Source organism: Pseudomonas sp. IT-232MI5, assembly GCF_949767845.1.
Lineage (GTDB): Bacteria > Pseudomonadota > Gammaproteobacteria > Pseudomonadales > Pseudomonadaceae > Aquipseudomonas.
The window spans coordinates 206,362-225,714 of record NZ_CATKQE010000059.1 but is presented as its reverse complement, the minus strand read 5'-3'; the positions used below and the strand labels follow the sequence as shown (position 1 = coordinate 225,714).

The following is a 19,353-nucleotide window of genomic DNA, read 5'->3' as shown; positions in this document are numbered from 1 at the left end:
TCGGATTACAAAAATTCCCCTGTAGGAGTGAGCCTGCTCGCGATGGCGGTTTGTCAGTTAACTGTTACGGGGCTGACACACCGCTATCGCGAGCAGGCTCACTCCTACAGGAACGCAGCATTACTGCGCCAACCACCCACCATCAATATTCCACGCCGCCCCACGCACCTGACTGCCAGCTTCGCTGCACAAAAACAACACCAGTTCGCCCAGATGCTGCGGTGTCACGAACTCCAGCGACGGCTGTTTCTCTGCCAGCAAATCATGCTGCGCCTGCTGCGGATCGACACCCTTGGCTGCGCGGTCATCGATCTGTTTCTGCACCAGCGGCGTCAGCACCCAGCCCGGACAGATCGCGTTGCAGGTGACGTTGCTGGTCGCGGTTTCCAGACCGACCACTTTGGTCAAACCGATCACGCCGTGTTTGGCGGCCACATAAGCCGCTTTGCCGGTGGAGCCGACTTGGCCATGTACCGAGGCGATATTGATGATCCGCCCCCAGCCTTTGGCGCGCATTCCCGGCAGGCTCAAGCGCGTGCTGTGAAACACCGAAGACAGGTTGATGGCAATGATCGAGTCCCAGCGCTCGACGGGGAAATCCTCCACGGCGGCGACATGCTGGATGCCGGCGTTGTTGACCAGAATGTCGACGCCGCCGAACTCGCGCTCGGCGTAATTGATCATGTCGGCAATTTGCGCCGGATCACTGACATCGGCCGGATGATGGCCGACCTTGCCGCCGAACCGGGCGACTTCGGCGATGACTTTCGATGCATCGCCAAAACCGTTGAGAATCAGATTGGCGCCAGCCTTGGCCAGGCTCAGTGCGATGCCCAGACCGATGCCGCTGGTGGAACCGGTCACCAGGGCGGTCTTGCCGGAAAGAGTCGTCATGAATACCTCACACAATGCCAGTGGCGTAGAAAGTGCCGATCACTACGAAAACCGCCAGGGTCTTGATCAGCGTAATACAGAAAATGTCTTTATAGGCTTCGCGGTGGGTCAGGCCCGTCACCGCAAGCAAGGTGATGACCGCGCCGTTGTGCGGCAGGGTGTCCATGCCGCCACTGGCCATCGCGGCGACGCGGTGCAGCACTTCCAGCGGAATATTCGCGGCGTGGGCTGCACTGATGAACTGCTCGGACATCGCCGCCAGCGCAATGCTCATACCGCCCGAGGCGGAGCCGGTGATACCGGCCAAAAGGGTCACGGTGATGGCTTCGTTGACTAGCGGATTGGGGATTTGCTTGAGCCAGTCCGCCAGCACCAGAAAGCCCGGCAGCGACGCGATCACCGCGCCGAAGCCGTATTCCGACGCGGTGTTCATCGCCGCCAGCAATGCACCGCTGACTGCACTTTTGCTACCTTCGGCGAGTTTGCTGCGAATCGCCTGAAAGCCGAATGCCAGCACCATCAGAATGCCAACCAGCAAAGCCGCCTGCACGGCCCAGATCGCCGTCAGTTTGGCGATCTCGGTGGTGACCGGAGCCGCCATGCCCGGCAGCGCGAGGCTGTGGGTCTTGCCGTACCACTGCGGAATCCACTGGGTGAAGAGCAGGTTCATGATGCCCACCGCCAATAACGGCGACAGCGCAAGCCATGGGTTTGGCAGTTTCAGGTCTTCAGCGGTTTCCGGCTCGTTGCGCAATTCAGTGCCGTAGCCTTCGCCAGCGCGTTGGGCCTTGTTGCGTTGACGTTGCAGAAACAGCATGCCGGCGCAGAACACGAAAATTGTACCGATCACGCCCAGCCACGGCGCCGCCCACGCGGTGGTATTGAAGAACGTGCTGGGGATGATGTTCTGGATCTGCGGGGTGCCGGGCAGGGCGTCCATGGTGAACGAGAACGCGCCGAGGGCGATCGTTGCCGGGATCAGCCGCTTGGGAATATTACTCTGGCGGAACATCTCGGCAGCAAACGGGTAAACCGCGAAGACCACCACGAACAGCGACACGCCGCCGTAAGTGAGCAAGGCGCAGACCAGCACGATCACCAGCATCGCCTGTTTGGTGCCCAGCAAGCGAATGGCCGCAGCGACAATCGAGCGGGAGAACCCCGACAGTTCGATCAACTTGCCGAACACGGCGCCGAGCAGGAACACAGGGAAATACAGCTTGATGAACCCGACCATTTTTTCCATGAACACCCCGGTGAACGCGGGAGCGACGGCGGAGGGGTCGGTGAGCAGGACGGCGCCGAGGGCAGCAATCGGGGCGAAGAGGATAACGCTATAGCCACGGTAGGCAGCCAGCATCAGCAGCGCCAGGGCTGCCAAGGCAATGATCACACTCATGGTGTGTCTCTCCAGAATTGTTATTTTTGTGGGTGGAACGGGTGTGGGAGAGGTATTAGCGAGATCTGTGCCAGATATTTAAGTTATTGAAATATATGGATTTTATTGGTTGTGACTAAAGGTTTTCAACGGTTTCGTCTCCTTTTAGAGACTGAGTTAAACCGAAAAGATCGCAGCCTTCGGCAGCTCCTACAGTGCGAACCCGAATTGCCCCTGTAGGAGCTGCCGAAGGCTGCGATCTTTTGCTCTTCAAATAACTGATCTAAAAAAAGAGATTTATGTCTCTTTATAGAGACTCAAGCAATCCCCAGTGCCACCATTTTTTTGTATAACGTCGACCGCCCCAGCCCCAGTCGAGCCGCTGCCTCGGGCACGTTCCCCGCACATTGCGCAAGAGCTGCCTGGATCAGTTGTCGATCAAAACGCTCCCGCGCCTGAGCGAATGTCTCTTCAGCCAGCGCCTCTATCGTCGGCACGGACGCACGTTCAACCGGCGTCAACGTGCCAATCGCCGCGCGAATATCCTGCTCGGTCAGCATCAAGTCATCACTGAGCAACGCCGCCCGCTCCAGCACATTGCGCAGCTCGCGAATGTTCCCCGGCCAGGCGTGTTGCCCGAGCAGTTCGAGAGCATCACGGTGCAGCTCATGCTGACTGCGCAGCTCTTCAAGGATCGCTTCGCTGAGCGCCGGCAGATCATCGAGACGCTCACGCAATGGCGGCACCTGAATCGGCAACACATTGAGGCGATAGTACAAATCGGCGCGGAACTCACCGCGTTTGATCGCCGCTTGCAGATCGGTCGAGGTGGCGGCAATCACACGCACATCGCTCTGAATCACCTCGTTGGAGCCGACCGGTTCGAACTCCTTTTCCTGCAACACGCGCAGCAGCTTGCTCTGCAAGGGCAGCGGCATGTCGCCAATTTCGTCGAGAAACAGCGTGCCGCCCTGGGCAATCTGCAGCTTGCCGGTGCGGCCCTTGCGGTCGGCACCGGTAAAGGCGCCCGGTGCCGTGCCGAAAAATTCTGCCTCCAGCAGTGCCTCGGGAATCGCCGCGCTGTTGATGCTGACAAAGGCTTTGTGTGCCCGTGGCGAGGCACTGTGAATCGCCTGGGCCAGCAACTCTTTGCCAGTGCCGGTCTCGCCGAGCAGCAACACCGGCGACTCGGCGCTGGCACTGCGTCGGGCACGGCGTTTGACTTCGAGGCTGGCGGCGCTGGTGCCGATGAAATGGGCGAAGTTGTACTTGGTCTGTCGGGCGCGCAGCAGAGAACGGGTCGAGGCCAGTTCTTCCTGCATGCTCAAGTAGCGTTTGAGCATCGGCGACAGCGTGCGCAACTCGTCGAACAGGGCAAATCCGATCGCGCCGATCACCGTGCCGGCGTCGTCATGGATCGGCAGGCGCATCACCACCAAAGGCTCTTTTGGCGTGTCTTGCATGTCCAGAAGAATAGGGCGGCCGGTGCGCACCACTTCCCGCAACAAGCTGCCGGGAATCACGCTTTCACAGGGTTTGCCGATCGCGCCTGCTGCCGATTCAAGACCGAAACGCCGGGCGTAACGCTCGTTCATCCAGACGATGTTGGCATCGCGGTCGACAATCACCGTGCCTTCGCTGGACTGCTCGATGATCTCGAACAGCGAACGGATCGCGAGGGTGCGAACCCGTTGGTAGTCCTTGAGGCTTTCGGTGGTGTTCATCTGGCGGCTGGTCCGGAATTTGAGTTGTTGATGCGGGCCTCTTCGCTGGCAAGCCAGCTCCCACAGGGTTCTCGGTCGTTCACACCTGTTGTGTACACCGCAGCCCCTTGTGGGAGCTGGCTTGCCAGCGATGGCCGCGACTCGGTTTCACGTCGATCCCCGATTATGCCTACCCCGGATGCGCCGCCGCCAACAGCTCTTTGGTGTACGGATGCTGCGGCGCATCGAACACATCATGGCTGGCGCCACGTTCGACCACTTTGCCGTCCTTGATCACGATCATGTCGTGGGCCAGGGCGCGCACCACCGCCAGGTCATGGCTGATGAACAGATAGGTCAGACCGTGTTTTTCCTGAAGCTGGCGGAGCAGGGCGACCACTTGTTTCTGCACCGTGCGATCCAGCGCCGACGTTGGTTCGTCGAGCAGGATCAGTGCCGGTTTCAGCACCAGCGCCCGAGCGATGGCAATGCGTTGGCGCTGGCCACCGGAGAACTCGTGTGGGTAGCGATGGCGACTCTCGGGGTCGAGGCCGACTTCTTTAAGCACGCGGATCACTTGTTCGTCGCATTCATCAGCGCTCGACTCGCAGTGCACTTCCAGGCCTTCGCTGATGATCTGCGCCACTGACATGCGCGGGCTGAGACTGCCGAACGGATCCTGAAACACCACCTGCATTTGCCGGCGCCACGGCCGCATCTGCTTCTGATTGAGGCCGTCGAGCGCTTGGCCCTGAAAGCGGATACCGCCCTCGGAGTCGAGCAAACGCAGGATCGCCTGACCCAGCGTCGACTTGCCTGAGCCGGACTCGCCGACGATGCCGAGGGTCTTGCCACGCTGGATGCTCAGGCTGATGCCATCCACCGCCCGCAGGTATTGCTTGCGCTGAAACAGACCGCCACCGACGACAAACTCAACCTTCAGGTCATCGACCTCCAGCACGTTTTCGCGTTCATCCCGGGGCAGGGCTTCGCCTTCGGGTTCGGCGTTGAGCAGCACGCAGCTGTAAGGATGTTTCGGCTCGGTAAACAAGGTTTCGCAGGGCGCCTGTTCGACGATTTCCCCGGCCTTCATCACGCACACGCGCTGGGCAATACTGCGCACCAGATTGAGGTCATGGCTGATCAGCAGCAGCGACATACCCAGGCGTTGCTGCAGGGATTTGAGCAGCAGCAGGATCTTGCGCTGCACCGTCACGTCGAGCGCCGTAGTCGGTTCATCGGCGATCAATAGCTCCGGTTCGCAGGCCAGCGCCATGGCGATCATCACCCGTTGCCGTTGGCCGCCGGAGAGTTGATGCGGGTAAGCCTTGAGGCGTTCCTTGGGTTTCTGGATGCCCACCAGTCCCAGCAGTTCGAGGATCCGCGCCTGCGCCGCTTTGCCGCCGAGGCCACGGTGCAGCAGTAAGGTTTCGCCGATCTGCTTTTCAATGGTGTGCAGCGGATTGAGCGAGGTCATCGGCTCCTGAAAGATCATCGCGATGCGGTTGCCGCGCAACTCGCGCAAGACCTTGGGATCGGCGCCGATCAGTTGCTGTCCGCGATAGCGAATGCTGCCAGTGGTTTGTGCTTCGCTTTCGGGCAGCAATTGCAGAATCGAATGGGCGGTCACCGATTTGCCCGAGCCCGATTCGCCCACCAGCGCCAGACATTCGCCGGGGCGGATGTCCAGACACAGGTCGCGCACCACGTTCTGGCCATGGAAGGCGACGTTGAGGTTACGGATTTCAATCAGGTTGTCAGTCATGGCCACGCTTCATGATCGAGGGTCGAACGCGTCGCGTAACGCTTCGCCGATGAACACCAATAAAGAAAGGATCAGCGCCAAGGTGAAAAACGCTGTCAACCCAAGCCACGGTGCTTGCAGGTTCTGTTTGCCCTGACCGATCAACTCACCCAGCGAGGCGCTGCCGGCAGGCATGCCGAAACCGAGAAAATCCAGCGCAGTAAGGGTGGAAATCGCCCCGGTCAGAATGAACGGCAGGTAGCTCAGTGTCGCATTCATGGCGTTGGGCAGAATGTGCCGGAAGATCACCTTGCGGTCGCTCAGGCCCAGCGCGCGGGCGGCTTTGACGTATTCCAGGTTGCGTCCGCGCAGGAACTCGGCGCGCACCACATCCACCAGTGCCAGCCACGAAAACAGCGCCATGATCCCCAGCAACCACCAGAAATTCGGTTCGACGAAACCGGAGAGGATGATCAACAGATACAACACCGGCAACCCCGACCAGACTTCCAGCACGCGTTGCCCGAGCAGATCGACCCAGCCGCCGTAGTAGCCCTGCAAAGCCCCGGCGGCGATGCCTATGAGGGCGCTGACAAACGTCAGCATCAAGGCAAACAGAATCGACACCCGTGCGCCGAAAATCACTCGCGCCAGTACATCTCGCGATTGATCGTCGGTGCCCAGCCAGTTGACCGACGTCGGCGGGCTCGGCGCCGGTTTGTTGAGATCGTAGTTTGGTGTGTCGTCACTGAATGGAATCGGTGGGAACAGCAACCAGCCACCGTCCTTGCGAATCAGCTTCTGCACATAGTCGCTGCGGTAATCGGCCTGGAACGGCAGTTGCCCGCCGAACTCCTGCTCGGTATGCCGCTTGAACACCGGGAAGTACCATTGGCCCTGATAGCTGACGACCAAAGGCTTGTCATTGGCGATCAACTCACCGCCCAGTGTCAGCACAAACAGGCCGATAAACAGCCACAGCGACCACCAGCCACGGCGGTTTTTCTTGAAGCGTTCGAAGCGCCGACGGCCCAGCGGCGAAAGCTTGAACATCAGGCGTTCCTCGCGGCGAAATCGATACGCGGATCAACCATCGTGTAACACAAGTCACCGACGAGTTTTATCAGCAGGCCGAAAAGGGTGAAGATGAACAGCGAACCGAACACCACCGGGTAATCCCGCGAAACCGCGGCTTCGTAGCTCATGCGCCCGAGACCGTCGAGGGAGAAGATCACTTCGATCAGCAAGGAACCGGCGAAGAACACGCTGATGAACGCCTGCGGGATGCCTGACACCACCAGCAGCATTGCGTTGCGGAACACATGTCCGTAGAGCACGCGACGTTCGCTCAGACCTTTGGCGCGCGCGGTGACCACGTACTGGCGAGTGATCTCATTGAGAAACGAGTTTTTCGTCAGGATGGTCAGTGTGGCGAAACCACCAATCACCAGCGCCGTGACCGGCAGCACCAGGTGCCAGAAGTAGTCGGCAATCTTGCCGAGAGTCGACAGTGATTCGAAGTTGTCCGAGACCAGGCCACGCACCGGAAACCAGTTCAATGACGTCCCGCCGGCGAACACCACGATCAGGAACATCGCAAACAGAAACGCTGGCATTGCATAGCCGATGATGATCGCCGTGCTGCTCCAGATATCGAAATGACTGCCATGGTGCACAGCCTTGCGGATCCCCAACGGGATCGACACCAGATAGGTGATCAGCGTCGCCCACAGCCCGAGGGAAATGGTCACCGGCATTTTTTCCAGGATCAGGTCGGTGACCGTCGCGCCACGAAAGAAGCTCTTGCCGAAATCCAGTTGCGCGTAGTTCTTCAACATCAGCCACAAGCGTTCGTGAGCCGGTTTGTCGAAGCCGTACTGTTTTTCGATGTCCTTGATCAGTTGCGGATCGAGACCGCGACTGGCGCGGGAAGTACCGCTCATGGTTTCGCTGGCACCACCGCCGACACTAGCGCCGCCGATCCCTTGCAGGTGGGCGATGGCCTGTTCCACCGGACCGCCGGGCGCGGCCTGGATGATCACGAAATTGACCAGCAGGATGATCACCAGCGTCGGGATGATCAGCAGCAGGCGCCGCAGTATGTAACCCCACATCAGTGCGGTCCTCCGGGTCTGCCACGGGCGATCTTCTCGGCCGTCATCTGTTGATTGGTCAGCGGCGTGCTGCTGATTTCCCACCAGCTCTCGATGGCTTCGTCATTGCTGGCTTGCACCGACGGTATGCCGAAGCGGTTCCACCACACGGTCGAGGTGCCCGGTGGATAGTAGTTGGGAATCCAGTAGTAATTCCATTGCAGAACGCGGTCCAGAGCATGGGCGTAGCGCAGCATGTCGGACTGCGTGGAGGCGCGGATCAGACCGTTGATGAGCGTATCCACGGCAGGGTTTTTCAACACCATGTAGTTGTTCGCGCCCGGGTCGTTGGCCGATGCGGAACCGAAGTAATTGAGCAACTCGCCTCCCGGCGAAGTGCTGACCGGATAGCCGGTGACGATCATGTCGTAGTCACGACTCATCAGGCGATTGACGTATTGCGAAGAGTCGATGCGGCGAATATTCAGGTCGATGCCGATCTGTTTCAGCGTGCGCTTGTACGGCAGCAGCAAGCGGTCCATGCCGTTCTGGCTGACCAGGAAGGTGAAGGTCAGCGGCTCGCCCTGGGCATTCACCAGTTGATCGCCATCCGGTTTCCAGCCAGCCTGTTCGAGCAATTCGAGGGCCTGTAATTGTTTGTCGCGGATCAGGCCGCTGCCGTCGGTTTTCGGTGCTTCAAAGACTTTGCTGAAGACTTCATCGGGAACCTGACCGCGCAGCGGTTCGAGAATTTTCAGTTCCTGCGCATCGGGCAATTCGCTTGCGGCCAATTGCGTGTTGGAAAAGTAGCTCTGCTGACGGATATACATGCCGCGCATCATCTGCCGGTTGCTCCATTCGAAGTCCCAGAGCATGGCCAGGGCCTGGCGCACGCGGCGATCGGCGAATACAGGTTTTTGCAGATTGAACACAAACCCCTGGGCCGACTGGGGCGCCTCGGTGGCCAGATGCGCTTTTTGCAGGCGTCCGTCGCTCAGTGCGGGGCTGTCGTAGCCGATCGAGTAGCCGGTGGCCGAGAACTCGCGGTTGTAGTCATAAGCACCACCGCGCAGCACTTGCCGGGCGACGTCGGTATCACCGAAGTACTCGATGCTGAAATGATCGAAATTGTAGAGGCCGCGACTGACCGGCAAATCCTTGCCCCACCAGTCGGCGTTGCGCTCAAAGGTGATGCTGCGCCCTGAATCGACTTTGCCGACTCGATAAGGGCCGCTGCCCAGTGGTGGTTCATACCCGCCACCCCCGGCGAAATCGCGGCTCTTCCACCAGTGCTCGGGAAATACCGGCAGGGTCGCGACGTCCAGTGGCAGGGTGCGGTTTTCATTGCTCTTGAAGTCGAAACGCACGGTCAACGGGCCTTCCACTTCGACGCCTTTGACGTCAGCAAACTGGGTGCGATAACGCAGGCTGCCCTGGGTCATCAATAAATCGTAGGTGTAGCGTACGTCTTCGGCGGTAATCGGCTTGCCATCAGCAAAACGTGCCTTGGGATTGATGAAAAATCGCAGCGACAGACCGTCATCCGAGCGCTCCATCTTTTGCGCGACCAGTCCGTAAACCGTGTAAGGCTCATCCAGCGAACGCTGGGCCAGCGGCGAATAGAGCAAACCATCGATCTGGGTGACGCCGATGCCTTTGTCTATATAAGGAAGAACATGATCGAAGTGGCCGATTTCGATGGCCGAGCGGCGCATCGTCCCGCCCTTGGGCGCTTGCAGGTTGGTGTAGTCGAAGTGACTGAAGCCGGCAGGGTACTTGGCGGGTTCGCCATAAACAGTCAGCGCGTGTTGCGGTGCAGCGTTCGCGCCGGTAGCGCCCGTCAGCAGGGCGAGGGCGGTGAGCATCAATGTGGGGAAAACCAGTCGCATCGTCAGCCTTGGAACCGGGAAATCGATAAGCGCAAGTTGTACGCGAGAGGCGCGCCAGTCGCCAGCCGTATGTGTAACTGAAACACAACGGCCCACCAGAAGGCGGGCCGTTGATAAGCAATCAGGCGACGGATCAGTCCTGACGGCTGGTGACTTCCAGCAGGTGATAACCGAACTGGGTTTTCACTGGACCTTGCACGACGTTGATTGGCGCGCTGAAGACCACGGTGTCGAATTCCTTGACCATCTGGCCAGGACCGAACGAACCCAGATCACCGCCCTGGCGGCTGGACGGGCAGGTGGAGTTGGCTTTGGCAACTTCGGCGAAATCAGCGCCACCTTCGATCTGGGCCTTGAGTTCGTTGCACTTGTCTTCGCTGGAAACCAGGATGTGGCGGGCAGTGGCTTTAGCCATGGGGAAACTCTCCAATCTATTTCAGTAAAGTGTGGAGCCTACCGGATTCAGTGGGCGAATTCTCGGCAAAGTTCCGTTCGATTGTCCGCAGCTTTGCTCAGAGATTGGCGGCGTGCAGACGTTCGGCGTGTTCAACGTACAGTTCAATCGGGTCGGGCAGGGTCGTGATGGGACTGGCCGTGCGGCGCAGGCTGCCCAGATGGTCCAGCGGATAGTCGGAGCGGATAACCTGCCCCAGATGAGAACTGAAGCGACCGACGAAACCGTCATTCTGCTGGGTCTCGGTCATGAAGTATTGCGATAGCGCATGGCAAATGTTCCGGGTCGGATCGAGTGTCGATGGACTGTCAGCCGGCAGGACGCCGCTCCATGAGTAATAACGCACACCATTGACTTGCTCCGCGCCGTGGCCGCCCCAGCTCCCGGGCAACCCTTGAGGAAACTTGTCGTTGAAATCGCCCACGCCTTCGGTAGTCAAGGCATTGAGTGCCGCCAGCGCGTTTTGCGGCAATCTTGCACTGCCACTGAGCAGCGAAAGAAAGTTGCCGAACAGGGTCGCAACATTCTGTGCGACCGCCTCGGGCAGTCGCCCGGGCACCAGTGCCTTGCGCAGAAAGTCGGCCAGCTCCGAACCGTGGTTCGGACCGCTGACAGAAGTCACCGAGGCTACCGCGTGTGGCGCAAGCGCCGCAGCGTATCGGGCAGCCAGTGCGCCCTGGCTGTGTCCGATGAGATTGACTTTTTCGGCACCTGTGCCCCGCAATACACGATCAATCTGTGCAAGCAGTTGTTCACCTCGTATTTCGTTTTTGTGGGTGGCAGAGAGGTGCGGAACAAACACTCGGCTGCCGCCGGCTTTCAGCGCGTTCTTTACGTCATGGAACAGCTCGAAATGACCAATGCGCTCAAATCCGAACAGGCCATGTACCAACAGGACGGGATAACGAGTTGAAGCATTCCGTTGCATGTTCTTACCTTTTTCGCAGAAGTTCATCGGGGAGTACCGAGGCCACTCTAAAACACTCGTCCCGTTGAAGAAGTAAGAAGAGGCTTCTCTTGGCCGTTGAATCTGGACTAGGTGCTGTACGAATTTTCAGATACTTATGAAATCCGAATCGGAAGTTGCGGCCATCTTTCGCCCGGTTGATAGCGGTTTTGTGCAGTTTGCCTACCCAGTTGGAGGCCTTTGCCGGGAACCTGCGGCGGATCGGGCTGACATCGAAAATGTGAGAGGGCGGGTTAAATGTTGGCTGTCGACGCCGTCCACCTACACGGCGTTTTTTCCAAGGAATGGAGCCACCAATGCACACGCATGAAGTCGAGTTTTGCTACCGGATGCGTCACCCCGTCAGTCCCTGTGTGGCGAACGAACTGCTGCCAGCGGCAACCCTGGATTGTCTGGAGGGGGCGGTGCTGGACCCTTCTCTTGGCAAGGTCGTTGCCCGTATTGCCCCTTATGCAAACATGACCTGTGGCGATCAGTTGCTGTTGAGTTGGGACGGTCTGGATATAGAGGGCTTTGCTTATCAGCATGAAATGGTTCGTTATGTCAGCGAAGCCCAGGTCGGCAAGGATGTCGTTTTCGTTATCAAAGGCATGCACATCGCGGCGCTGGATGGCGGCTCGCTGGAGGTCTACTGGAAGCTGCTCAGTGCGGGCGCGTCCGTCCCTGCGCTATCTGCACGGGTGCAATTGTCTGTGGGAGATACTCCGCCGCAGTTGCTTGCACCAGTTGTCGAGGGGGCGATAAGGGGAACACTGGATCCGGAGCGAGTGACGGAAGGCACGCTAATCGTTATCCAGCCTTACGCCCGAATGGCGGTGGGGGATCGGGTCAGGTTGCTGTGGGGCGCTGACGCACTGCCCGCAGCGTTCAGCGACAGCTTGAAGGTTGAAGCCTGTGCTGTCGCTGACGTGCTGTCGTTCTGGGTTGACGGGGCGCACATCGCAGCGCATCTCGGTGGCGAAGTGATGGTGAGCTATCGAGTCGAGCAGGCCGGTGGAGCAGTGCGAAAATCCGAGGTGACAAAAATCCTCGTCGCTCCGCTCCTTCGTGGTGAACTGGATGCTCCCGACGTGCTGGAAGCTGAAAATGGCGTGTTGCTGAAAGAGGATTCAGTCGATGGTGTCACCGTCGTGATCGGTAATGCCCAGACGCAGGAAGGTGAGCTGGTTTATCTCAAGTGCGACGGCGATCTTTTCAACCACCGGGATGACCGTGAGATCACTCGGGAGACGGCGGGAAAGCCGCTGATCTTTATCGTGCCACACCGGTTCTGGCGTGAGCACCATGGCACGACCGTGCGTGTGGCCTACACGGTTGAGCGTCTGGACGATGTCAGTCAGGCATCGGCGGTGGCGCAGGTGCAAGTGGAGGCATAGCGGGAACGTGGCCAGCCCTCCGGATTGCACTGAATCTGGAGGGCAAGCCTGGTTGTCAGGCTTTTACCTGTGCCGCCAGGCGTTGTGCGGCGTCAAGGAGCAGGTGTTCCGTTGCGCTGAAACCGAGGCAGCCATCGGTAATCGACACCCCGTAACGCAGGGACTCGCTCAGTGGCTGGCAGCCTTCGAACAGGTGCGATTCAATCATCATGCCGATCAGTGCGCGATCACCTTGCAGGCGTTGCTCGAGCACTTCGTTGAATACGCCTGGCTGGCGCAATGGATCTTTGCCGCTGTTGGCGTGGCTGCAGTCGACCATGATTCGGCCTGGAATCTTCAGTCGGTTCAGGTCAGCGTGGATTTTTGCCACGCTCTCGCGATCATGGTTCGGCCCTTTATGGCCCCCGCGCAATACCAGATGAGTGTCGGGGTTGCCTGGCGTTTGAATGATGGCCGGATGACCTTGGCTGTCGACGCCGAAATGCCGGTGCGGATGGGCTGCCGAACGCATGGCGTCAACCGCAATGGCTGCGCCGCCGTCGGTGCCGTTCTTGAAGCCGACCGGCATGCTCAAACCACTGGCCATCTCTCGGTGAATCTGCGATTCAGTGGTGCGGGCGCCAATGGCCACCCAGCTCAACAGGTCATCGAAGTAGCCGGCGGCCATCGGTTGCAGCAATTCTGTGGCCACCGGCAAGCCGAGACGGATCATTTCCAGCATCAGCTCGCGTGACAGAGTCAGGCCGCCAGCCATGTCATCGCTGCCATCCAGGTGTGGGTCGTAGGCCAGACCTTTCCAGCCGACCGTGGTGCGTGGTTTTTCGACGTAGGCGCGCATCACCAAGAGCATTTCGCCGCTGACTTCTTCAGCCAGTCGAGCGAGTTTGCCCGCGTATTCGAGTGCCGATTGCGGGTCGTGGATGGAGCAGGGGCCAACGATAACCAGCAGTCGCGGATCTTGGCCATTGAGAATGGCACGAACCGCCTGGCGGTGGTTGGTGACTTGCAGGCTTAAGGCATTGCTCAGAGGCAATTGCTGTTTGAGTTGCAACGAGCTGGGCAGACGCAGGGTCAATGCTTCGTTGGCAGGGTTCAGGGTGGACAGTGGCAGAGCAGAAACGGACGAGTTCATATTCGGTCTTCCTGGGCTGGCGGCGGGTTCTTCCCGCGCACTCGGCCCTACTGGGGTGTTCGACAGTTGGCCGTATTGGCTATATGTGTGTGCTTGCCACCTGTAGGTGACCGATCGGAGGCGGCAGGCTGTCCCGAGCGGAAGCTGGTAAATCGCCAGGCGCTAAAGCTGTCGTAACGGTAATAAGTGGCGTAGTTCATTTCGTGAATCCTCAAAGTGTCTGGTGTGTTGCTGAAAAAGTGTGGGGCTGAAAAAACAAAACCCCCGGTCGGGAGGCCGACCGGGGGTTGAGAATTCTCTGGTAGGCGACCCGTTTTTATGGGCGCCGTTTGGGTATCAGGCGCGCCAGTGGCTAAACCAATACCCAAAATAAAAGCTGATCGGAGCGCAAACGTCATTCACCCGGGCAGCCGCAACCGAGCGCAGGGCGCTGGCGGTACGAAGCTGTGAGAGGGCGTTGAGCATGGTCTGTCTCCGATGAATGGGCCGAGCTTACTAGAGGCTGATACGCCTCAGCAATCAGAAATTGCTATGGCCTGATCAACAAAACGCCTATTGCTAGAGTCACGCAAGAGTGGTGACACTCTGTGCTTTGCTTGATTGCCAAGGATGAAACGTGTCGACATTGACTATTGCTGCTGCCCAGACCATTTCCATCGCCGGTGATCTTTCTGCAAACATTACCCGGCATGGTCGCTTCATTGAGATCGCTGCGCAGCAAGGCGTCGAATTGCTGGTTTTTCCCGAGTTGTCGCTGACTGGCTACGAGGGAGAGGTGGCGGCAGCTTTGGCGATAGACCCGCAAGATGCCGTGCTGCAACCTCTGAGGGATTTGGCCCGAGCGCTTGGTATAACGGCCGTCGTCGGCATGCCGATTCGGCTTGAAGACGGTGCTTCGGTTTTGATCGGTGCCGTCGTCCTGGGCGCTGATGGCTCGCTCGGCGTGTACAGCAAGCAGCATTTGCACTCGGGCGAGGAGCTTGTTTTTGCCCCAGGTGTCGGCGGGTCGACGCTGAACATTGGCGGCGAAGTGATCGCATTGGCGGTGTGCGCCGATTTCTCACATGCCAGCCATGCTGCAGCGGCCGCTGATCAGGGCGCTGGCTTGTACGCGGCCGGTGTATTGATCAGCGAAAAAGGGTACGCAGCCGACACAGCAATACTTCAGGGTTATGCCCGGCAACATTCGATGGCTGTGTTGATGGCCAATCACGGCGGGCTAACCGGTGGATGGCAATCCGCAGGGCGCAGTGGCATCTGGTCTGAAGATGGTTCGTTGGTCGTTGCGGCGCCAGGGGCGGGCGATCTTCTGGTAATCGCCGAGCGCCACGAGGGTGGATGGCAGGGGCGAGTAGTTCCTGTTGTGCAAGCCTGATGACATTGCGCTTACGTCTCGCAAGTCCAGAGGATCTGGCGTTTGCCCGCGATCTCACCTGTCAGAACATGCTGCGCTACTACATTCACCATGACCTGTTATGGCAGGACGAGGCGTTTGACGTGGCGTGGTCGGGGCGGCAGAACTGGCTGATAGTGCAGGGTGATGTGCCGGCAGGTTATCTCAGCCTCAGCCGGGATATGCGCGCGTTGTACATTCGTGAACTGCAGATTGCTGAAGCGTTTCAGGGGCGGGGCCTGGGTTCCTGGGCGATTGATCAGGTTATCGAGATGGCTCGCAAAGAAAAGCGTCCGGCTTTGCGGCTGACCGTATTCGAAAATAATCCGGCGAGAAACTTGTATGAAAGAAAAGGCCTACAGGTTCAGGGCGCGGACGAGTGTTTTCTGCGAATGCAGCTTGATATCAGTACACATGTGCTCTGAAACCCACGGCCGGCAAGCCTTCAATGATGAATTGAAACTTTTTAAATGATGCTTTCCGCTAGGTCTGTGTGGCTCTTTTTGCTAAGGTGTCCGGCATCCCAATATGACCATATCGCGAGGTGTCTGCTTGATTAGGGTGCTAGTGGTCGATGACCATGATCTCGTTCGTACAGGCATTACACGTATGCTGGCCGATATCGATGGCTTGCAGGTGGTTGGCCAGGCCGAATCCGGGGAAGAGTCCCTGATCAAGGCCCGAGAGTTGAAGCCCGATGTGGTGCTGATGGACGTCAAGATGCCTGGCATCGGCGGTCTGGAAGCCACGCGCAAACTGTTGCGCAGTCATCCGGACATCAAGGTGGTCGCGGTTACGGTGTGTGAAGAGGATCCTTTCCCGACACGCTTGCTGCAGGCGGGTGCCGCGGGTTATCTGACCAAAGGCGCGGGTTTGCCGGAAATGGTCCAGGCCATTCGCCTGGTGTTCGCCGGCCAGCGCTATATCAGTCCGCAGATCGCCCAGCAATTGGCGATCAAATCCTTTCAGCCGTCCAACGACTCTCCTTTCGATGCCTTGTCCGAGCGGGAAATTCAGATCGCCCTGATGATTGTTGGCTGTCAGAAGGTACAGATCATTTCCGACAAGTTGTGTCTGTCGCCGAAAACCGTGAACACCTATCGCTACCGTATTTTCGAGAAGCTTTCGATCAGCAGCGACGTCGAGTTGACACTGTTGGCGGTTCGTCACGGCATGGTTGATGCCAGCCTCTGACCATGACTGACACATTCGATTCCGGCGCGTTTCTGTCGACAGTCAGCGGGCGCCCGGGCGTCTATCGCATGTTCGACAGCGATGCACGCCTGTTGTACGTGGGCAAGGCCAAGAACCTGAAAAAACGCTTGGCCAGCTATTTTCGCAAAACCGGTCTGGCGCCCAAAACTGCCGCGTTGGTAGGGCGCATTGCGCAGGTCGAAACGACCATCACCGCCAACGAAACCGAGGCGCTGCTGCTTGAACAGACGCTGATCAAAGAATGGCGGCCGCCGTACAACATCCTGTTGCGCGACGATAAATCCTATCCCTACGTATTTCTGTCCGACGGCCAGTTCCCGCGTCTGAGCATTCATCGCGGGGCGAAAAAAGCCAAAGGCAAGTACTTCGGCCCCTATCCGAGTGCCGGCGCCATACGTGAAAGCCTGAGTCTGCTGCAAAAGACCTTCTTCGTTCGCCAGTGTGAAGACAGCTATTACAAGAACCGCACCCGTCCCTGTCTGCAGTATCAGATCAAACGCTGCAAAGCGCCTTGCGTGGGGTTGGTTGAGCCTGAGGTTTATGCCGAAGACGTGCGTCACTCGGTCATGTTCCTTGAGGGGCGTAGTCACGCGCTGACCAACGAATTGTCGACTGCAATGGAAGAGGCGGCAATCAACCTGGAGTTCGAGCGAGCTGCCGAACTGCGTGATCAGATCGCGCTGCTGCGTCGAGTCCAGGATCAACAGAGCATGGAGGGCGGCACGGGAGATATCGATGTCATCGCGGCATTCGTCAATCCGGGCGGCGCCTGCGTGCACTTGATCAGCGTCCGTGGTGGGCGCGTGTTGGGCAGCAAGAATTTCTTTCCGCAAGTCGGTATCGAAGAGGATGTGTCGGAAGTCATGGCCGCGTTTCTCGGCCAATACTTCATCAGCAGCCCTGAGCGCGATCTACCGAGCGAGCTGATCGTCAACGTGGTGCATGAAGATTTTCCAACTCTGATTGAAGCGATCCATGAGTTGCGTGGTCGCGAGCTGGCCATCAGTCACCGGGTGCGCGGTACGCGTGCGCGCTGGCAGCAACTGGCCGTCACCAATGCCGAGCAGGCGTTGGGCGCGCGCCTGGCCAACCGTCAACACACTGCCGCGCGGTTTGAGGCCTTGGCCGAAGTATTGAACCTGGATGAGCCGCCGCAGCGCCTGGAATGCTACGACATCAGTCATTCCAGTGGTGAGGCGACGGTCGCGTCTTGTGTGGTGTTTGGTCCGGAAGGCGCGATCAAGTCGGACTACCGGCGCTACAACATCGAAGGGGTCACGGCGGGAGACGACTATGCCGCCATGCATCAGGCCCTGACGCGTCGCTTCAGCAAACTCAAGGAAGGCGAGGGCAAGTTGCCGGACATCTTGCTAGTGGACGGTGGCAAGGGCCAGCTGTCGATGGCACGAGATGTTCTCAACGAATTGGCCGTGCCGGACCTGATCCTCCTCGGTGTTGCCAAAGGTGCTACGCGCAAGGCGGGCTTCGAAACGTTGTATCTGAATGATGCAGCGCATGAGTTCACCTTGCGTGGCGATTCGCCGGCGCTGCACCTGATTCAACAGATCCGCGATGAGGCCCACCGCTTCGCGATTACAGGACACCGCGCACGCCGCGGCAAAACCCGCCGTACGTCAACGCTGGAAGGCGTTGCCGGCGTCGGGCCGACCCGACGTCGCGACTTGTTGAAACATTTTGGTGGATTGCAGGAGCTGTCTCGTGCAAGCATCGAAGAGATCGCCAAAGCCCCGGGGATCAGTAAAAAGCTCGCAGAGTCGATTTATGCAAACCTGCATAGCGAGTAGAATGCCCCTTCACCTCGTAGCCAGTTGTGCCGATGAATATCCCTAATCTGATTACCGTTCTACGCGTCCTGCTCATCCCGATCTTCATTTTGCTGTTCTATCTGCCTTACCAGTGGAGTTACATGGCCTCCGCCTCGGTGTTTGCCTTTGCGGCAGCGACGGACTGGCTGGACGGTTATCTGGCCCGTCGTCTGGAGCAAAGCACGCCTTTCGGTGCGTTTCTCGATCCGGTCGCCGACAAACTCATGGTTGCGGTGGCACTGGTACTGCTGGTCCAGGAACACGGCAACCTCTGGCTCACTCTGCCGGCGGCTGTCATCATCGGTCGCGAGATTGTGGTATCGGCCTTGCGTGAATGGATGGCCGAACTCGGCGCCCGTGCCCACGTCGCCGTTTCCAATCTCGGCAAATGGAAAACCGCAGCGCAGATGCTCGCACTGGTAATCCTGCTGGCCAATCCTAAGGACTTCAGTTTCTGGGTTATCCTGGGTTACGCCTTGCTGATGGTCTCTGCTGGCCTGACATTGTGGTCGATGGTTCAATACCTTCGTGCCGCCTGGCCGCACCTGAAGACTGATGTTGAAAAGAAATAAAACTTTTTTGAATCAAGGGGTTGACGGAGCTTCTTAATTCTATAGAATGCGCATCACCAAGCGGGAATAGCTCAGTTGGTAGAGCACGACCTTGCCAAGGTCGGGGTCGCGAGTTCGAGTCTCGTTTCCCGCTCCAATTTGTACAGTGTTTGTTGTTGTGCTACTGACAGCAAATACTTTGAGGCCGAGTAGCAAAATGGTTATGCAGTGGATTGCAAATCCACCTACGCCGGTTCGATTCCGACCTCGGCCTCCACTATAAACAAGCTCCGTAGATCCATGATTTACGGAGCTTTTTTATTTGCACTGCGCTGCAAGATTTAGTCTTGAAAAACGGCCATTGCGAACTTGCTTCACCGGGAAGTGATGTATATATTTCCCGCACTACTGTTCAAGGCTGGATCCTGTCAGGATCGCTACCGCGCAGCAGAAGACAGCAACACCGCGCTACCGCCCGAATGGCGAAACTGGTAGACGCATGGGACTTAAAATCCCCCGCTCGTAAGGGCGTGCCGGTTCGATTCCGGCTTCGGGCACCATCTTGAATCAAGGGTTTGCGGGCGAAAGCTGATGCAAACCCTTGTTTGTTTCCGGGTCGCAATCCAGGTCGTAAGCGCGCTGAAGTCGGTGCAATCCCATCCCTTGGGCTTGCAGGCAGAGGTGTGTGGAGGCCGTTGGCTGCTATCGGCAGTTTGCAGGCGTTACGAATAAGAAGCC

16 protein-coding genes and 3 tRNA genes are annotated in these 19,353 nt (G+C 58.5%); 9 read left to right on the top strand and 10 right to left on the bottom strand.

The genetic code is table 11. From position 1 onward, the window contains the following. Positions 1 to 120: 120 nt before the first annotated feature. The 9 genes from hbdH to ACM6JQ_RS25885 form a co-directional block, all read right to left on the bottom strand. Positions 121 to 894, bottom strand: a complete 774-nt coding sequence (gene hbdH, locus ACM6JQ_RS25925; RefSeq protein WP_007912316.1) for a 3-hydroxybutyrate dehydrogenase — start codon at positions 892 to 894, stop codon at positions 121 to 123. Positions 895 to 901: 7 nt separating this feature from the next. After that, positions 902 to 2,293: a GntP family permease gene (locus ACM6JQ_RS25920; RefSeq protein WP_007912313.1), complete on the bottom strand. Its 1,392-nt coding sequence runs from the start codon at positions 2,291 to 2,293 to the stop codon at positions 902 to 904. A 296-nt stretch (positions 2,294 to 2,589) separates the two neighbouring features. Then, positions 2,590 to 3,996: a sigma-54 interaction domain-containing protein gene (locus ACM6JQ_RS25915; RefSeq protein ID WP_414894908.1), complete on the bottom strand. Its 1,407-nt coding sequence runs from the start codon at positions 3,994 to 3,996 to the stop codon at positions 2,590 to 2,592. Between the two features lie 169 nt (positions 3,997 to 4,165). Beyond that, positions 4,166 to 5,740, bottom strand: a complete 1,575-nt coding sequence (locus ACM6JQ_RS25910; RefSeq protein ID WP_414894907.1) for an ABC transporter ATP-binding protein — start codon at positions 5,738 to 5,740, stop codon at positions 4,166 to 4,168. Positions 5,741 to 5,749: 9 nt separating this feature from the next. Beyond that, positions 5,750 to 6,772, bottom strand: coding sequence for an ABC transporter permease (locus ACM6JQ_RS25905; protein ID WP_007912307.1), 1,023 nt, complete (start codon positions 6,770 to 6,772; stop codon positions 5,750 to 5,752). After that, positions 6,772 to 7,833: a microcin C ABC transporter permease YejB gene (locus ACM6JQ_RS25900; protein WP_007912305.1), complete on the bottom strand. Its 1,062-nt coding sequence runs from the start codon at positions 7,831 to 7,833 to the stop codon at positions 6,772 to 6,774. The genes ACM6JQ_RS25905 and ACM6JQ_RS25900 overlap by 1 nt, the downstream gene beginning before the upstream one ends. Next, positions 7,833 to 9,701: an extracellular solute-binding protein gene (locus tag ACM6JQ_RS25895; protein ID WP_007912304.1), complete on the bottom strand. Its 1,869-nt coding sequence runs from the start codon at positions 9,699 to 9,701 to the stop codon at positions 7,833 to 7,835. Before ACM6JQ_RS25895 ends, ACM6JQ_RS25900 begins: the two co-directional genes overlap by 1 nt. A 133-nt stretch (positions 9,702 to 9,834) precedes the next feature. Continuing rightward, positions 9,835 to 10,116 (bottom strand): peptidylprolyl isomerase, encoded by a 282-nt coding sequence (locus tag ACM6JQ_RS25890; protein ID WP_007912303.1) that lies wholly within the window; start codon positions 10,114 to 10,116, stop codon positions 9,835 to 9,837. A gap of 97 nt (positions 10,117 to 10,213) precedes the next feature. Further along, a complete protein-coding gene (locus tag ACM6JQ_RS25885) occupies positions 10,214 to 11,083 on the bottom strand; it encodes a lipase family alpha/beta hydrolase (RefSeq protein WP_095113419.1) in 870 nt (289 codons plus the stop codon). 335 nt (positions 11,084 to 11,418) lie between these two features. Between ACM6JQ_RS25885 and ACM6JQ_RS25880 the strand changes: the two genes are divergently transcribed. Then, on the top strand, positions 11,419 to 12,498 hold the full coding sequence (locus ACM6JQ_RS25880; protein WP_095113358.1) for a hypothetical protein: 1,080 nt from the start codon (positions 11,419 to 11,421) through the stop codon (positions 12,496 to 12,498). A 55-nt stretch (positions 12,499 to 12,553) separates the two neighbouring features. Here the strand turns inward: ACM6JQ_RS25880 and ACM6JQ_RS25875 are convergent, their stop codons facing one another. Further along, on the bottom strand, positions 12,554 to 13,630 hold the full coding sequence (locus ACM6JQ_RS25875) for a 3-deoxy-7-phosphoheptulonate synthase (protein WP_007912298.1): 1,077 nt from the start codon (positions 13,628 to 13,630) through the stop codon (positions 12,554 to 12,556). 616 nt (positions 13,631 to 14,246) lie between these two features. On the opposite strand from ACM6JQ_RS25875, the gene ACM6JQ_RS25870 reads away from it, so the two are divergent. From ACM6JQ_RS25870 to ACM6JQ_RS25835, 8 genes are all read left to right on the top strand, one after another. Then, the gene (locus ACM6JQ_RS25870; protein ID WP_414894906.1) at positions 14,247 to 15,005 is read left to right on the top strand and encodes a carbon-nitrogen hydrolase family protein; all 759 of its coding nucleotides are present in this window, start codon (positions 14,247 to 14,249) and stop codon (positions 15,003 to 15,005) included. Further along, positions 15,005 to 15,448 carry a GNAT family N-acetyltransferase gene (locus tag ACM6JQ_RS25865; protein WP_007912292.1) on the top strand — a complete coding sequence of 148 codons (444 nt, stop codon included), beginning with the start codon at positions 15,005 to 15,007 and terminating at the stop codon, positions 15,446 to 15,448. The genes ACM6JQ_RS25870 and ACM6JQ_RS25865 overlap by 1 nt, the downstream gene beginning before the upstream one ends. 127 nt (positions 15,449 to 15,575) lie before the next feature. Continuing rightward, positions 15,576 to 16,217, top strand: a complete 642-nt coding sequence (uvrY, locus tag ACM6JQ_RS25860; protein ID WP_016984198.1) for a UvrY/SirA/GacA family response regulator transcription factor — start codon at positions 15,576 to 15,578, stop codon at positions 16,215 to 16,217. Positions 16,218 to 16,219: 2 nt separating this feature from the next. Then, complete coding sequence (gene uvrC, locus ACM6JQ_RS25855) at positions 16,220 to 18,043, top strand: excinuclease ABC subunit UvrC (protein WP_038368253.1); 1,824 nt, start codon at positions 16,220 to 16,222, stop codon at positions 18,041 to 18,043. A 32-nt stretch (positions 18,044 to 18,075) separates the two neighbouring features. Then, on the top strand, positions 18,076 to 18,636 hold the full coding sequence (gene pgsA / locus ACM6JQ_RS25850) for a CDP-diacylglycerol--glycerol-3-phosphate 3-phosphatidyltransferase (protein WP_007950102.1): 561 nt from the start codon (positions 18,076 to 18,078) through the stop codon (positions 18,634 to 18,636). Between the two features lie 60 nt (positions 18,637 to 18,696). Further along, positions 18,697 to 18,772: transfer RNA gene (locus ACM6JQ_RS25845), tRNA-Gly, on the top strand. A 46-nt stretch (positions 18,773 to 18,818) separates the two neighbouring features. Beyond that, positions 18,819 to 18,892 (top strand) — tRNA-Cys (locus ACM6JQ_RS25840). Between the two features lie 196 nt (positions 18,893 to 19,088). After that, a tRNA-Leu gene (locus tag ACM6JQ_RS25835) sits at positions 19,089 to 19,175 on the top strand. Positions 19,176 to 19,353: the final 178 nt, after the last annotated feature.